18 protein-coding genes are annotated in these 13,799 nt (G+C 57.6%); 10 read left to right on the top strand and 8 right to left on the bottom strand.

Annotation, left to right across the window (positions count from 1 at the left end; translation table 11 throughout):
* Positions 1–18: 18 nt before the first annotated feature.
* Positions 19–357, top strand: coding sequence for an integration host factor subunit beta (locus AB7828_RS14785; RefSeq protein WP_120286819.1), 339 nt, complete (start codon positions 19–21; stop codon positions 355–357).
* Positions 358–745: 388 nt separating this feature from the next.
* On the opposite strand, the gene AB7828_RS14780 is transcribed toward AB7828_RS14785, so the two are convergent.
* The 5 genes from AB7828_RS14780 to AB7828_RS14760 all read right to left on the bottom strand — a co-directional run bounded on the left by AB7828_RS14780 (position 746) and on the right by AB7828_RS14760 (position 4,106).
* Positions 746–1,096, bottom strand: coding sequence for a hypothetical protein (locus AB7828_RS14780; protein WP_068738777.1), 351 nt, complete (start codon positions 1,094–1,096; stop codon positions 746–748).
* 69 nt (positions 1,097–1,165) lie between these two features.
* On the bottom strand, positions 1,166–1,390 hold the full coding sequence (locus AB7828_RS14775) for a hypothetical protein (RefSeq protein ID WP_068738776.1): 225 nt from the start codon (positions 1,388–1,390) through the stop codon (positions 1,166–1,168).
* A 665-nt stretch (positions 1,391–2,055) separates the two neighbouring features.
* Positions 2,056–2,706, bottom strand: a complete 651-nt coding sequence (locus AB7828_RS14770) for an outer membrane protein (RefSeq protein WP_068738774.1) — start codon at positions 2,704–2,706, stop codon at positions 2,056–2,058.
* Positions 2,707–3,225: 519 nt separating this feature from the next.
* Positions 3,226–3,483, bottom strand: coding sequence for a hypothetical protein (locus AB7828_RS14765; protein ID WP_120286816.1), 258 nt, complete (start codon positions 3,481–3,483; stop codon positions 3,226–3,228).
* Positions 3,484–3,785: 302 nt separating this feature from the next.
* A complete protein-coding gene (locus AB7828_RS14760; RefSeq protein ID WP_120286815.1) occupies positions 3,786–4,106 on the bottom strand; it encodes a hypothetical protein in 321 nt (106 codons plus the stop codon).
* Between the two features lie 985 nt (positions 4,107–5,091).
* On the opposite strand from AB7828_RS14760, the gene AB7828_RS14755 reads away from it, so the two are divergent.
* Positions 5,092–5,448: a septal ring lytic transglycosylase RlpA family protein gene (locus AB7828_RS14755; RefSeq protein ID WP_439068593.1), complete on the top strand. Its 357-nt coding sequence runs from the start codon at positions 5,092–5,094 to the stop codon at positions 5,446–5,448.
* Positions 5,449–6,720: 1,272 nt separating this feature from the next.
* On the opposite strand, the gene AB7828_RS14750 is transcribed toward AB7828_RS14755, so the two are convergent.
* Entirely contained in the window at positions 6,721–7,014 is a 294-nt protein-coding gene (locus AB7828_RS14750) for a hypothetical protein (protein WP_120286813.1), read from the bottom strand.
* Between the two features lie 736 nt (positions 7,015–7,750).
* Here AB7828_RS14750 and AB7828_RS14745 point away from each other — a divergent pair.
* A complete protein-coding gene (locus tag AB7828_RS14745; protein WP_199711949.1) occupies positions 7,751–7,927 on the top strand; it encodes a hypothetical protein in 177 nt (58 codons plus the stop codon).
* Between the two features lie 21 nt (positions 7,928–7,948).
* On the opposite strand, the gene AB7828_RS14740 is transcribed toward AB7828_RS14745, so the two are convergent.
* Complete coding sequence (locus tag AB7828_RS14740) at positions 7,949–8,095, bottom strand: PepSY domain-containing protein (RefSeq protein ID WP_120286811.1); 147 nt, start codon at positions 8,093–8,095, stop codon at positions 7,949–7,951.
* Positions 8,096–8,405: 310 nt separating this feature from the next.
* On the opposite strand from AB7828_RS14740, the gene AB7828_RS14735 reads away from it, so the two are divergent.
* The 3 genes from AB7828_RS14735 (at position 8,406) to AB7828_RS14725 (ending at position 10,753) form a co-directional block, all read left to right on the top strand.
* Complete coding sequence (locus tag AB7828_RS14735) at positions 8,406–8,759, top strand: PRC-barrel domain-containing protein (RefSeq protein ID WP_120286810.1); 354 nt, start codon at positions 8,406–8,408, stop codon at positions 8,757–8,759.
* Between the two features lie 885 nt (positions 8,760–9,644).
* Positions 9,645–10,340 carry a helix-turn-helix transcriptional regulator gene (locus tag AB7828_RS14730; protein ID WP_147421559.1) on the top strand — a complete coding sequence of 232 codons (696 nt, stop codon included), beginning with the start codon at positions 9,645–9,647 and terminating at the stop codon, positions 10,338–10,340.
* A gap of 107 nt (positions 10,341–10,447) precedes the next feature.
* Positions 10,448–10,753: a ribbon-helix-helix domain-containing protein gene (locus AB7828_RS14725; protein ID WP_120286809.1), complete on the top strand. Its 306-nt coding sequence runs from the start codon at positions 10,448–10,450 to the stop codon at positions 10,751–10,753.
* Between the two features lie 9 nt (positions 10,754–10,762).
* Here AB7828_RS14725 and AB7828_RS14720 read toward each other — a convergent pair whose 3' ends face one another.
* Positions 10,763–10,948, bottom strand: a complete 186-nt coding sequence (locus AB7828_RS14720) for a hypothetical protein (RefSeq protein WP_068738891.1) — start codon at positions 10,946–10,948, stop codon at positions 10,763–10,765.
* 1,310 nt (positions 10,949–12,258) lie between these two features.
* Between AB7828_RS14720 and AB7828_RS14715 the strand changes: the two genes are divergently transcribed.
* The 4 genes from AB7828_RS14715 (at position 12,259) to AB7828_RS14700 (ending at position 13,759) form a co-directional block, all read left to right on the top strand.
* Positions 12,259–12,486: a hypothetical protein gene (locus AB7828_RS14715; RefSeq protein WP_120286842.1), complete on the top strand. Its 228-nt coding sequence runs from the start codon at positions 12,259–12,261 to the stop codon at positions 12,484–12,486.
* Positions 12,440–12,841: a hypothetical protein gene (locus tag AB7828_RS14710; RefSeq protein WP_439068591.1), complete on the top strand. Its 402-nt coding sequence runs from the start codon at positions 12,440–12,442 to the stop codon at positions 12,839–12,841. Before AB7828_RS14715 ends, AB7828_RS14710 begins: the two co-directional genes overlap by 47 nt.
* Before the next feature lie 59 nt (positions 12,842–12,900).
* Positions 12,901–13,164, top strand: a complete 264-nt coding sequence (locus AB7828_RS14705) for a hypothetical protein (RefSeq protein ID WP_147421558.1) — start codon at positions 12,901–12,903, stop codon at positions 13,162–13,164.
* Between the two features lie 385 nt (positions 13,165–13,549).
* Positions 13,550–13,759: a hypothetical protein gene (locus AB7828_RS14700; protein WP_120286841.1), complete on the top strand. Its 210-nt coding sequence runs from the start codon at positions 13,550–13,552 to the stop codon at positions 13,757–13,759.
* Positions 13,760–13,799 lie beyond the last annotated feature (40 nt).

The following is a 13,799-nucleotide window of genomic DNA, read 5'->3' as shown; positions in this document are numbered from 1 at the left end:
CAAATTTCCGACGTCACGATGGTCAAATCCGAACTTGTTCCACGCATCGCTAAACATAACCCGCGCCTCTACCAGCGGGACCTTGAGAACATCGTGAACGCGATTCTCGATGAGATCGTCGCTGCGCTGGCGCGCGGTGATCGGGCTGAGCTTCGCGGTTTCGGCGCATTCTCGGTAAGGCATCGCCCCGCTCGTGCAGGCCGCAATCCACGTACTGGAAAACATGTTACCGTGCACCAAAAGAGCCTTCCGTTCTTCAAGGCCGGAAAGGAAATGCGCGAGCGCCTGAATCGCGAAAATGCTGCGCCGGAAATGAGCGCTGCCTCAAGACCGGCCGCCGGTTTTTCGGGGAGCTAAACCAGCTTTGTCTAATCGTAGGGGAAAGTCTGAAAGCATTTTAGGCGCAATCGCCAAGGACCGGCGCTCTCCTCACGCGCAGATTTTTTCCTGTCTGGGGAAAATGCATACTGCGTATCACAAAACGAGTAGGCGGAAACCTCAACGACATCCGCCACTTGAGCTATTTTTCGGACGGCGAGGTACGCATCACAGATACGCAACTGCGTACCGCGTACCGTAGGGTAAAGGTCTGGCGCCGGATGCCTTAGCGGCGCGTGCCTTTAATGAAGTTTTTAAGACGAGCTTCGAAAAAGGCCGTTCCGATACAGAAGCTACAGCTCACGAGATGTCTTTTGCTGTTTGCTATCGGACGCGTCCGTTTCTCCGCATTCCGCGCGCACGATGCCTATTGATCGTGAACGTTTAGCCACAACTGGATTGCTCGCGCGGCACGCATCCACTCGCTGGAGCTTTGGGGGACGCTTCGGCTGTGCTGATATCCAGCCAGATCGCGGATCGCAGTCAAAGCTACTCGTTCAGCCTCGGCCATCGCGGGAGAGGTGTTCGTGGTAACCTGCTCGGTGGCCAGGCCGTTCAGCAAAATGCGGGCTTCCTGCTCGGTGCTGATCGCGGCGACCTTCAGGATCGATCTGCAGTAACGGGCCTTGATCAGGCTTTGGTCGTCGCTCATTCGAGAGCGCTCGGCGGCTTGGGCATGTGGCAGCGTAGGAAGGTCAAACTGGTTGGTCTTGTTCAAGATGCAGCCTTGGTCGATGGGACCATAGAACAGGCAATCGCCGGCTTAGTTCCCGCCCGTGAAGGGAGGTCAAACTTCTTTCAGGAGGTAGCGAGCGCGGAGCTGCTTCTCTATTCGCACCACAGTCTTTGCCAGATCGGGATAGTGCCGGCGTTCGGTGGCATTCGTCAGCGCGGACCAATTGCCGTTACCGATTGGAATAATCGCAATCCCGGCATTGGGAAAGTTGGAGCCTGCAAGCTTCTCGTGAAAGAGCCAGATCAGCTCGTTGGCGGTCGCTTTCTTTTTAAGCATGGAGGTCAGACTTCAGGACGAGGTGGGAGTCTGACTTCCTGTAAGGGATCACTCCGGGGCGCGCAATTCATATTGATGGCGCAGTTTGTTTACGGTCATTTCCAGCGCACTATGCAAAGCACCCGGATCAATTCGGCCTTCTGTGAAGGCATACAGAGTCCAATTCGTTCGGCTCGAAGGTCACTGTATTGGACGTCGACTGCCTTCAGCGTCTCGCAACCTGGGCGTTTTCTCATCTCCGCGAGGGCTTCGCGCTCCAGCTCCTTTTTAGAAAGTATCACTTTCATCGATTGGCTCCGGCGAGTTTTCCAGAAAACAGCCGCTGTGGCGGATCGTTCCCGGTCGCGAAGGTTCAGCAATGAATGATCACTCTGTCGCCATGTTTCACGCCGCCCTTAAGGTGGTCATCAAACGTGCAATCATCGTGCTCGATGCGCTCGGCGACTCCGAGATGAGGTGTCAGAACCAGGGGCAGGTCTGGATAGGGCGATCAACGATGTGCGCTGGCTGAGGGTATATTGACTGACAACTCTCACCTTGATTGAAGAAATGCGCCCGCCACGGAGATGTCCGCGGCGGCCGTAATTGTTCTGATTGTCTCGCCAATCGTCTGGCAAATAGAAAAGGCCGGCATTCATTTGCCGGCCTCTCACTGACGTCAGTGTTTAGAAGGTGCCGGTGCCGAAGTTGCCCAGATTGAAGCGGTAGTTCAGGCCCGCTTTAATCGTGTGCTCGTCGTTTCGGAAGCCGCCGATAGCAAACGTCGGAGTGACGAAACTAGTCGTCCCGAAATCGTAGTACTGATATTCCACCTTGCCCGACCAATTCTGGCTGAACAGATATTCGAGACCGCCGCCAACTGTGTAGCCATCCCGGCCACCATCGCCGGTGAAGCCGTTGGTGAAGCGCGAGTCGGCCCAGGCGTAACCGCCCTTTACGTAAAGAAGGGACGGGCCCCATGTGTAACCGAGACGGCCGGTAACCGAACCGAGACCGCGGTTTGCAAAGCTGCTGCTGGTGTCGATGAAGCTGTAGTTCGCTTCCAGACCAAACACCCAGTTAGGCGCGAACTGCGTGTCCCAACCGATCTGACCGCCGCCCATGAAGCGACCGTCGTCACCGCCGCCGAGAACGTTGTTCGAATTGCCGCGGAAGGCGCCGCCGACGTGACCGCCGATATAGAAGCCGGTCCAATTGTAGATTATCGCGGGCGCCATTGCGGGCGCCTTGGTATAGGGACGTGCAGCCATGTCGGCAGCCGAGGCCGACGTTGCAGCGAAAAGTAGCGCGGCCGTTGCGAGTAAATACTTTTTCATGTGTCGCTCCATTTTGAATCTGTAGCGAGATCGTATGAACTAATACGCCCCACTACCGTCTCTCAAAAGGCACACACGGGGACGATCGCGCCGAAGTTGTGAGCGGCAGGCGGGAACAAATTAAAGCGTGCGGCACCCGCTACCGTCTGGTTCCATACGCAGGAAGAGCGACGTTGAGCATCCCGCTGATCAAGCAAGCCTTGATGGAACATGCCGGCGTGACAGGCCTGATCATGGGCACGGATCGAGGCGGGACACCGCCGGTATCCAGACTTCGGTATTGAAGCTGTCCGCCCGCTGCACCGGAGCGAGGCGGGTTTCGCATTCAATGGGCGAGTGATGTCGCTGCGGAGCATTTTTCTAACCCGTACTCTCGTTCTTCTGTCTATCGTCCTCGATTTTCGCGCTGCAGCGATCATGTCCTGTTGTTGCGAGTGTCGGCGATCCGCACCTGGATGCACTCGAAGTCCGTTTCTTCGGAATGTGGGCAACAAGCTCTACTGACCAATGGCAATCTGACTATTCGTTACGTTCGACCAGAGACGGGCTATCGCCTCGGAGAAGAGCTCGTGCTTCTTGGACCAGTTCGTTGGCGATCTGTTCGTTGATCAGAAAATCGTAGTGCCCATCTCGGGTGACTAACGTCAGAGTACCAAGGAGCGGGGAATCGTGTATCGACATCACGCCCACATCGAGGGCCAGCAGCGCTTCGAGGTCATCCTCGGCGGGCATGTTGAGTGGTTTGTCATGCAGGGAAGCCGCTGGTTTCTTTGTCATGCTTTGAGCTTACCCGAGCGCGGTACGACATTTGGAAAGTCGATGAGATCTGGCAAGCTGGGTGTCAGCATGCGGGACACTCATCACTCAGCCCATCGAGCACGCTCTCGACCGCCGCGATCCGCTCCTTTTTGCCCGAGGATGTTCGGTGTTCTGCCAGCGACAGAGCGTAGTCCACAGCGTGATGGCTGTGTCGCAAACGCATATAGCCGTGGTGGGGCATGGAGCGATCGCGTGCGCTTCCATCAGTAGATCTGCGGCCCACATCTCGAGTTCATGCTCAGTCATTCTCTTGGGCATGGTTAGGCCTTCTTGGTTCGTTTCGGCTTTGGAGGAGGCTGCTGCGGGATAGATCGAAATATTACGTCGCCGATGACGTGCCGCTCGGTCGTCTCGATGCTATCCGCTGCGAACGAGACGCGATCACGCCAATCCCGTCCCATGGGATCTGCTCTCGTCGCAATGGCGCGAGCCACCCCCTCGGTCTCGGCGGGGACGATGGCAATCTGTCTGCTCTTCTCAAGCAGATTCAATGCAGGCGTTAACCGCCACAATCGATTGGTTTCGGGGACCAAAACGGGCGGAGCGGCGATCTCGGTGACGGGCTCGTCTTCGTCGGACATAAGGGGAAAACGACAACCAGCGCGCCATATTCCTTGGAGAGATGGGGAGCAGCCGGGCGTGCGCTTGCTACCGGGATCGATGATCTGCGTAACCAGCAATCACGGCCCCTACGGCGATGCCGATAATGATGCCAGCGGTCACGTTCCTGATGGCAATGCCGAGGACAGCTCCAAGGCACACCCCTAACGCAATGCCTAGCCCCATCCTCGAAGGATGTTGTTTCATCGGATTCCAGACCAGTTGGGATAAGATAGCTTAGGGAATCGGCGCGCTGTAAGTCCAGATGTTTAGGGCCCCGGTCGGGTCTCTTCGTGGAAAAGGCAAACGCGGGGTCGAACCGGAGCGCAAATCTAACATCAGGCCTTGTGCGCCATCACCGCCACAAAGGAAGCGCCGTCCTCGAAGAACAAATCCTTCATCATCGAGGAGAAGGCCCCGAGATCGTGCGCCGCTATTGGGACTGGCATCACGTTCGCCTTGACAGGTTTTTGGAGAGCCGAATTCGTCCGAGCGCGCACGCTTAAAGAGGCGGCCCAGCGCCCGTTTGGACTCAGGCGCCGAGCCTAACCAACAGCCGCTGAGGAAAGCTGCCGGCTTCGTAAAAAATCAACGCAAACCTAATTCGTTCCTCGGGGAAGATCGGCCCGACGGCGGATGGGATCGGCCGCCGGGCCGCCTCACTGAACTCGGTGCGGAATGATCCCGAGCCCGGTGATGGAAATTTAGAGAGGCCCGGCGGCGGTCGAGTTGGGTGCAAGGGTACGCCGCCGAGCCCGGAAGGCAGCCCACGACAGAAACTGCCGACCGCGGAAAAAATTGGCAAAAACGGATTTAGTTCCAACCAAGCCCGGCAGCGAAATGGCCCGACGCTCAACCGAATCCATGAGCGCCGGGCCTGGCCTAAGCGTGGCTTCTAGGGTCACGCCGACCATCGACCTCTAGCATCGCAACCCAAGGAAACTCATTGATCCGCCTGTTCTCCGCGTGCGTTTTGCTGTGCGCATTTTTTTCAATTCACCGGCGTTTGCCCAGAATTTTCTCGAAGGCGTTGTCTCGATTGGCGTCAAGTTGACCAAGGAAGAAACGTGCGTCGCCAGCCAGTACGGCGTTGGGGATGGCTACCACGGCCGTAGGACGGCTTCGGGCGAACGGTTCAATGCTTGCGCCCTGATGGCCGCGCACAAGAGCCGGCGCTTCGGTAGCCACGTCACGGTCACGAACAAGAACAACGGCAGATCGGTGCGGGTCCGCATCACGGACCGGCCCGTTCATCGAGGGGCTGCATCGACCCGTCTCGAGCAGCAGCCAACGCAATCGGCATGGGCGGGATCGCGCGCGTAACCGTTCAGTAGCCCACGAGGCCCGAGAGGGCGACCCGGATGACCCGGTCTTGTTTACGGAGCGATTCTCAGCCGGCGAGAAACTAAGCGACTTGAGACAGAAATCCGGTTATCATTGACGTCGCCGGCTGCGGGCGGGGAGAATACCGTTTCGACGTCGAAGCTCGTGTACATGCGGCGAAGAGCTAAGGTCCATGAAGCATGGAGGCCCTGCGATGTGGATAACATTAATGGCTTGCTTCGCTTGTTTTCTGATCGGCGGATATGCGGGCCTCTGCCTTGGTTACTACTCGGGTACGGAAGTGGTCCGGCAAGAGGTGCGAGAGTTGTTGGACAGACGGTGGCCGATCGCAGAAGGTCAGTCGGCAGTCATTCAGGACAACGGCGGCGCCTTCTCCGCAAACTGAACGACGGCCTGTCGTCAGGCGTGCCCCCATTTAAGTACACTCCGGCGCGTTCCTCAACTCTCCGCGCTCGTTCCTGGTATTTCACCGCCAGAGCATTTAGCCGGTCGGACACTGATCGATACCCGCCGAATTTCGCAAACTCTTCGCACCTTCGAGATATCGCTCTCAGTCGTGCAGCCGTTGCGATCGCTTCTCGTTGGGGCGTCGTCAGAGCCATCGACGCACTCGGCACAGCGCTACTAATCGATCCACAATCTCGAAAGTGGTCTTTTGCGCAATTCGATGCGCTCTCCACCTTTGGCAGACGTGAGTCTGGCCCTCAGCAAGCAAGACCGAAAATATGATTGAACCGCCATGTTGCGGCGCATAATCTTTTTTTGCCGGGAAGGTAGCGTCGGTATGGAGGATGGAAATGCCGCACGAATATCGGGTGTGGACCGATGATGATATTGCAAAGTTACGAGATCCGGCTGGCAGCCGATCTCCTGACGATATTTCCAGAGAGTTGGGACGGACGCGAGCGGCAACTGTGTGCAAAGCTCACCTGCTTGGTATTTCAATGCGTAGGCCTGCAAATGCAGGACTTCCACGAAATTGGTATAAGCAGCCGCAGGAACGTTCACCTAGACTTTAGTTTACTATGGCCGGACTTATCCTGAGGGACAGCTGGCCATTTTTATTCCACGAGCCGAAGGCGCCCGTAGCCCTTGCGCAGCCGCTCCTGTGCAGCGCTCACGTCTTCGTGGTCAAGTATTTCGAGCATGCGTTGTAAGACGAATTGCGGGCTCCGCGGTCCCGGCCACATGAGCTGTGTAAGACGGCCCGAGCGTCATCCATGGCGTCGTTGATGGTGTCGATGTCGCGCATCATTGATCCCTCACGAGCTTGTAGCGGTTGCGCCACTTCGGATCCTTGTCGACGGAGTGGTAAACCGGCGTGCCTCCTGGAAAGAGTGCTTGCAACATGCCGAGGCGTGCGAACTCGATCGGCCCGTCGTACTCGGCGGCCTGTATCAACACGTGCATTGCGTTCTGCCACGGTGGGGCGTCGTGCATCTGCTTCGGCAGGCGGGTGATGTATTCGCCGGCATCCTGCAGGGTGGCCAGTTTACCGCCAGCGGGGAGGGCAATGGGGTCTGGAAAACGCGTCGACCATGGCATAACTCAAATCCGCAACTGAACGGCAGATTCAAACGTCCTGTTGCGGATTAGTTCCGGTCAAGCGCTCAGGCTTCTCCCACAGACTATCGGTGTCGAAGGTCTTCGATAGCGCCTTTGGCTCGCAGGTCCGCCCTTACCTTGCGGACGCTTGGCAGCGAAATCCCCAGATCGCACGCCTTCCTTTTGACTGACGTAATGGGCCGGCCGAGCGCCGCTGCGGCACGTAGAGCAGACGCTCCGCTGTCGACTAGCTCTTTCAGCTTGGCGACGTCTTCCGTATCCCATGGTTTCGCAAGCAGGCGCCTTGTCACGGTTATTTCTCCAGCGGTCGCAGCTCGCCGTTCAACCAGCCCTCGGCCTGGATCACTGGATCTGGCCCAACAGCGGCATGGATGAAGCTGCACTTTGGACATTCGTAGGCATGGATGACCATGCCCTTGTCCGCCGGAGTAGACCGCAGCCAAGCAGTGACAGATCCGCATTTCGGACAGATCGGCGTTTGGGTCTGTGGCATAGCGGTGACAAATTATCAGAAATGGTCAGTCTGAAAAGTGAATTGCGCTTGAGATCAATCGAGCAGCGGGGGTACCTCGCAATAATTCGGCCCGACGTCATCGGGGGCAATGTCGTCGGGCCTCACCGGATTATCGACCTTGGAGAGATGGTGTCCGGCTGCTCCAACAAGCAACGTCAGGGAACATCGTTCCTTAAAGGGCGCGCCGCGATATAATGTGGGATGAAACCAACGAAGTCGCTCAGGAAGCAGGCTAAGAAAGCCGAGGCTGTAGCTCTGCGCTCGGAAGACACCGAGCACGCTGAACGCATGCACAATCTAGCCGAAGCGTTCCGAGCTCAAGCTGAGGCGCTGAAACCTAAAAAGAAAGGGAAAGCGAAGAACAGCAGCGGAGATTAGTCGGCCAGCTTCTGGCAATGATTACGTCACTCTTCGGGCCGGCTGAAAGTTCGTCCTCTTGCCGTTCTTGATGCCTTCAACTTCCCATCGGCCATCGTCGGCCTCGAGCTTGGAAATCAGCGAGTAGCCGGACTGCAGCACCTTCGCGATCACTTGCTCCACTGGCATGCCAAAGCGTGAGAGACCTTACCTCGTTGCCTTGACAGTCACGAAAACCGATGCGTCATCGCCAAGCGGATTCTGCACCGCGTCAATGAGGGAGAGCGGACCTTCGTCGGCATGGCAGTTGCGGGGATAGCGGCGGTTGAAGGGCTACGGCGCGGCACCAACAGGTTTGAGCTACAGCATACCCAGAGCGGCTGGCTTTGTCGGTCTATAACCGTGGCTCTCTGGGCTTCGCTAAATCACACTGGAGCCACTCCGGAACGAATGACAGATTCTCCCGTTTTTATCGAGACTCAAACGAGGGAGAGCCGTTATGGCAAACGAAACGAGCAATCTGATCAGCAGCGAGAAGGTTGAAGGCACCGCCGTCTATGGTCCCGACAGCGAAAAGGTCGGCTCGATTGAAAGCGTGATGATCGACAAAGTCAGCGGCAAAGTTGCCTATGCAGTGCTGAGCTTCGGCGGCTTCCTTGGGATGGGCGATGAGCATTATCCGCTCCCTTGGCAGACGCTGAAGTACGACACCAATCTTGAGGGTTACGTTACCAACGTGACGAAGGCTCAGCTCGAGGGCGCGCCGAAATACGCCAATGACAGCGACTGGGACTGGTCGGACACCAACCGGGCTCGCTCGCTCAATGATTACTACGGCACTCCTTGGGTCTAGCTCCTCGATCGCGGCAAGTCGTGGCTCTTTGATCTTAAAGCAAGAAACTATTCTACTTTGGCTGAATTGTCTGACGCATACGCCGGGTGACAACCGGCCAAAACGGGGATGATGGACGCGGCGGTTTTGCCGGTTTCTCGTCACGACAGCAACGCATTGGTACGCGCGGCCATCTAACCCGTTCCCGGCATATGCGCTTAAGTACTTCGCTCGGTTCGCGGCAGAAGCGTAATGCTCATAGTCGTACTAGAAAAATGCCAGCAGCCGCGACGGCGATGATCCAGGCAACCAGCACAGCGATTGGCGCGATCCTTGAGGTGGGCATTAGAATTCTGCATGAGCGGAGCTCACAGAAACGCAAGTACGTTTGCGCTGGAGGCCTTTGAGGGAGCCGACGACCCTCAGTACCTTGCCGTAACTACAGCTGTTGTTCTGGACATAGACGACAGCAAAGGGGGGCAGGGTGTGGGGCTCACGGGCAAGGATGGGCTGAGCCGACGCGTCCGCGTCAAACAACAATGCGATACCGAAAATGAGCATACGCATAACACATCCCATCATCCAATAACCGCGTACAATACTTCTATTGAGATTTAGTTCGCTTTGCGAAAACGTCGCACCGCCCGTGGCACAGGGGGTAGCCACAATGGGGTACGAGTGTGCATGAGCCTTCTAGCCCGACGCCTAGCGCAGAAGGGAGCAAGGTTCTGCATCGCTCTTCCTATTTTTCTGTGTCAGTCGGAGCACTAGATTGCGAGGCTTCGGGGAGGTGTGCAGTCGGGTTACTCCGTGCGGGGCATTTACACGGCTCGTTGACGTCGGAATGCTCTTGGCTCGATCAAGCCTTGTCATTCAAACGACGTAATAGGCAAAGGGAAAGACGCAATGTTGAACTTGACCCAGAGTGCCGCATTGCCTGCCGCAATTGCATCCCTTCATCCATTCAGGGAATCAATCTTCAACATTTCCAATCGCGCATCCCTCGTCAGGTCGGATGCTGATCCAGACAAGAAGCCTGACCTAGCTGGACAACGTGACGTACTACACGCGGTCCTGGCGCGAATTGGCTGCGGGCAAGTTCTACTCAAACGAGGCGGTTTGCTTGACGTGAGCGCAATCGGTCGTGCGATATTGGAACGCGAATGTGGCGCCGCGAGCGGGGAAACACTCTATCGCGCCGTCAAGCAACTCGTGAATCGCGCGGGAGCGCAAATTCCCGTTGGCTCGACATCATGGCTCGCGACTTCCTTCAGGGAAGGCGTCACCAGGCTTGTAAGCCAGATGATCAATGTTTGGACCGATGAAACCAGCACCATCATTCTGCTCGATCTTGACGCTCATCCAGAGCCGACGCCTGAGGCGCTGCGGCGCTTGTTCGGCCTTACAGCCGCGGAAAGCCAGCTTGCAGTCGAATTGGCGCGTGGTCATAATTTGCTTGACATTTCTCGCTCCCGGCGTCTGAGCCGGACGACAATCCGCTCACACCTGGCCTCTCTGTTCGTCAAAACTCAAACAAGGCGGCAGGCGGAGCTGGTTGCATTACTCGGGCGTGTCGCCGTCCTCCCGTCTCATGGCAATTGAGGTCGGCGATAGGCAGCCAGAAAGCCGGAGTGCGGTGCGATCGATGGAGAGATGTTGGAGCTGAAGGGCGTAGCTCCGCTTTGCGCGCACTAAGGGGATCAATCGCTATGGCTAACCTGGGGAAACCTATAAAGCCACGAAAGCAAACTTTCACCCAAACTAACGGGACGTCAACGAGCGTTAGCCTCGAGGATGCCTTTTGGGACGCGTTGACAGAGATTGCGAGCGAAGAAGGTATCTCTCGGTTAACACTGACTAGGCGGATAGATCGCGACCGAGTCCACTCCAACCTTACGTCAGCTATCCGAGTTTCTGTTGTGGAGCGTTTTATTGCTAAGTACCGCTCGGCAACTGGCGCCGATGCGGATAGGCAGCAAAAAGCCCGCCCCGGAGAGGGCGGGCTTTCTCGATAATTGCCGACATTATTTTTCCGGATGACCGGAGCCGGGCGGTGTCGTCTTCGGAGCCTTGCCATCTTCGACACGGCCTTCGTTGCGGAGGTCGCGACCTTGCTGGGCCTTCTTCTTGCTCTCCGCGTCCTTGCCGTGTTCGTTCAGCTCTTCCTTGACGAAGCCGGCACCTTCTTTGATTTTACCTTCCACGCTCATATTCATCTCCTGTGCTGTTAGCCATAAAAAACTCAGCTGGGGCAGTTTTGATCCGTCGCAAAAGCGATCTTCCGCAAGACGCCGGATAGGCACCGACGCCGAACCAGTCCGCAATTGTCACCGACACAGCCGAGCGCCCGGTGCAGGACCGGGGAGAAGCGATCACATTCACCGGCTCTTTCTGCTACCGCCGCCCTTGGAAACCAGGCCATCGCTTCCGCCGTCACCTGAAACAAAACAGCCCGAACTGCGTCATTGTCCCGGGAGCGACCATGACCGGGAAAGGACAGGCGATGTTACGGAAAACAGTAATCCTTGCAGTTGCTGTTGCCGCCATGAGCCTGCTTCCACTAACCGATGCTTCGGCTCGCGGCGGTTTCGGCGGCGGTGGGTTTCATGGTGGCGGCGGCTGGCACGGAGGTGAATGGCATGGAGGTGAGTGGCGCGGCGGTGGATGGCGCGGCGGCTGGGGGGGGCCGGCGTTCGTCGGCGCGGGATTTGGTCTGGGCCTGGCGAGCGCTGGCTGGGGCATTGGCGGTTGGGGTCCGGGTTGGCGTGACCCGTGTCTTCGTCATCGACAGGTTTGGACCCGTTGGGGTTGGCGGATTGTGCCCGTGAATGTTTGCTGGTGAATCCTGGTCGGCGCTGGGAATTTCGCCTGCTAGCGGCCGACTGCCATCACCACGTCGATTAAGCGCTGGGTATGACTGCTACCGCGCATGGTCTGAACTGAAACTTCGGAAACAGGCGGCTGCTGGTGCGCGGCCTCACTTCGCATCTTGGCTCGGAGTTTTGTCCCCAACCCGGCCGGCCGGAGCGACGCTGGCGCCGCTATTTCTCAAAGAAGGCGGCCCAGCGTTCGGATTGGCCATCACGCCCGTGTTGGTGCTGCTCAGCGAGTTCGTCGCAGCCGCGCCAGCCGGCGACTGTCCGTAGGTTTGCGAGCTGGTTGAGGACGATGGCGCCGCGGTGACGCTGTTGATGTTGCCGGTCCCGATGTTGCCGGAGTTGGCAGCGCCCGTAGCTCCGCCGGCACCAGCGCCAGACGATCCTGCGCCGCCAGCTGAAGACGCGCTGCCACCCGCCGAGCCGCCGCTAGATCCTCCCCCGCCGCCACCTCCACCACCTTGGGCGAAAGCAGGCGCTGAAATTGCGACAATTGCCGAGATTAATATCGCGACGGCTGTGGATGACATGATCGAGCTCCCTGTTGAGCCGGTTCAAAGCGAATGTTGGAGAACAGTTCCGAGACTGTTTGGAACGATATGCCGGATCGCAAGCTTGTGCTGCTGCAGCGAGGAGATCACGACATGACTGACAAAACGCTACCACCTGCAGAGCCGGCCGAAGATTTGAAAGATGTCGTCATCGACGGCGTCAAAGACGCCGCCGACCGGGTCAGCACAGCGATCGACGAGGGTCGCAAGCCCGGCAGACCGTTAGACATTCTGGCAAAGGTCACACGGGACGCGCCATTGGGGACCCTCTTAGTTGCTTTTCTTTTCGGAGCAGCAATGGCGCGGCGGCGCCATTGCTAGACAGATGAGTTACGATCCTGCTCGCAATATTGTCGACGGTTTGTTGAAACTAAGCGCGCTGAGCGTCCAGATAGGTGTCTTGATGGCTGAGGCGCTCCTCGCTGCGGGTGGTTCCACCAAAACGTTGCCAGCCGATGACGTTCCAGATCCGCCGCCTTCCCCCGCTCAGATTGAAGCGATTGCGCTAGCGCTCGAGCGGGAGATCCTTGGCAACTACGAACTCGGCTTCCAGGCTATGCTTCGGCTGAACTTTCCCCGGGATCGACTTCGAGAAATCGCCGTCACAGCGCTGAATGCGGCGCGCGGCGCCGGCCGCACGACCACCGGTGCAACTGCAGGGAACGATGCTGAATAGGAGATGTTCCAACGTAGTCCCGTCCCGTTTGAACGGGAGCTCATAAGCTGGGAGCCAACATGTTTGCATCTACTCTCGTCGCAATGACCGAAGCTTCCCTTCTCGGCTTCGAAGCAAGCCGGGTCGTCGCATTGCGTATGCAAGTTTTTATGCTGGGCGGGACGGCCGCATGGAATGAGGCTGATCTGATGGTCCGTGAAAAGACGAAAGCCTTCAGTCAGGCGTTCCGTGATCTTGCGGCTGGGTCATCCCGATCAGACGTCTACTCTGACCTCAGAGCGATAGTGAAAGAAAATTACGATCGGCTCTCCGAGCGGCATTAAGCCCTATGAGCAATGCCGTGTTCCAGAAAACAAGTGCTCCGACGATAGTAGGCATCGTGAACTCACCACCTTTTGGTCAGGAGCGCGGAAGCCTCTCGGCTTCCGTTGCTTGGGCCGGGCGTCACTCCAGCAATTCTTGCCGATGCAAGAAGGCGTCGATCAGGACAACTGCATGGTAGCGGATGGCGAATACCACAGCCGGCCTGTGTCGCGAAACGCGCGGTCCAAACCATCGACCGCATCATCACCGCACTGCGGTCGGGATCCTTCTTTAAGGTTCCTCCGATAGCTTCATCTCAAGCGGCACTGTAATGCCTACTGCTAGCTGGTAGACGAAACGACAGAGCCGCCGGAGCGACCCGGCGGGTTTTCTTTGGAGGCGGCAGTGGCACCAGCAATCGAGCTTATCGTCAGCGCATACATCCAGGTTGGTGATCGGGCGGCGCTGGTCGGTCTGCTGGATCATCGAAAGCGCATCGCTAAGGACCTGCGAAGCCGGACCGGTTTCGATTTTCGCGTGCCGCTGGATGCTGTCGAGAATGAAATCGAGGTCATAGAGGCAGGCGTGGCCACATTCGATAACTCGCCGTCCTAGTCTCTCGTGCGTGCTCTTCTTGACTCTCGGTGGCTTCATG

This window comes from Tardiphaga sp. 215_C5_N2_1 (genome assembly GCF_052076055.1).
Lineage (GTDB): Bacteria > Pseudomonadota > Alphaproteobacteria > Rhizobiales > Xanthobacteraceae > Tardiphaga > Tardiphaga robiniae.
Note: the sequence above shows the minus strand (reverse complement) of the source record. Positions and strands in the feature narration are given on the sequence as shown.

What these genes read in the sequence shown, in the direction of transcription:
- AB7828_RS14785 (WP_120286819.1), top strand. Translation starts at nt 19, where the DNA reads ATGGTCAAATCCGAACTTGTTCCACGCATCGCTAAACATAACCCGCGC.
- AB7828_RS14775 (WP_068738776.1), bottom strand. Translation starts at nt 1,390, where the DNA reads ATGCTTAAAAAGAAAGCGACCGCCAACGAGCTGATCTGGCTCTTTCAC.
- AB7828_RS14770 (WP_068738774.1), bottom strand. Translation starts at nt 2,706, where the DNA reads ATGAAAAAGTATTTACTCGCAACGGCCGCGCTACTTTTCGCTGCAACG.
- AB7828_RS14765 (WP_120286816.1), bottom strand. Translation starts at nt 3,483, where the DNA reads ATGACAAAGAAACCAGCGGCTTCCCTGCATGACAAACCACTCAACATG.
- AB7828_RS14760 (WP_120286815.1), bottom strand. Translation starts at nt 4,106, where the DNA reads ATGTCCGACGAAGACGAGCCCGTCACCGAGATCGCCGCTCCGCCCGTT.
- AB7828_RS14750 (WP_120286813.1), bottom strand. Translation starts at nt 7,014, where the DNA reads ATGCCATGGTCGACGCGTTTTCCAGACCCCATTGCCCTCCCCGCTGGC.
- AB7828_RS14745 (WP_199711949.1), top strand. Translation starts at nt 7,751, where the DNA reads ATGAAACCAACGAAGTCGCTCAGGAAGCAGGCTAAGAAAGCCGAGGCT.
- AB7828_RS14740 (WP_120286811.1), bottom strand. Translation starts at nt 8,095, where the DNA reads ATGCCAGTGGAGCAAGTGATCGCGAAGGTGCTGCAGTCCGGCTACTCG.
- AB7828_RS14735 (WP_120286810.1), top strand. Translation starts at nt 8,406, where the DNA reads ATGGCAAACGAAACGAGCAATCTGATCAGCAGCGAGAAGGTTGAAGGC.
- AB7828_RS14730 (WP_147421559.1), top strand. Translation starts at nt 9,645, where the DNA reads ATGTTGAACTTGACCCAGAGTGCCGCATTGCCTGCCGCAATTGCATCC.
- AB7828_RS14725 (WP_120286809.1), top strand. Translation starts at nt 10,448, where the DNA reads ATGGCTAACCTGGGGAAACCTATAAAGCCACGAAAGCAAACTTTCACC.
- AB7828_RS14720 (WP_068738891.1), bottom strand. Translation starts at nt 10,948, where the DNA reads ATGAGCGTGGAAGGTAAAATCAAAGAAGGTGCCGGCTTCGTCAAGGAA.
- AB7828_RS14715 (WP_120286842.1), top strand. Translation starts at nt 12,259, where the DNA reads ATGACTGACAAAACGCTACCACCTGCAGAGCCGGCCGAAGATTTGAAA.
- AB7828_RS14705 (WP_147421558.1), top strand. Translation starts at nt 12,901, where the DNA reads ATGTTTGCATCTACTCTCGTCGCAATGACCGAAGCTTCCCTTCTCGGC.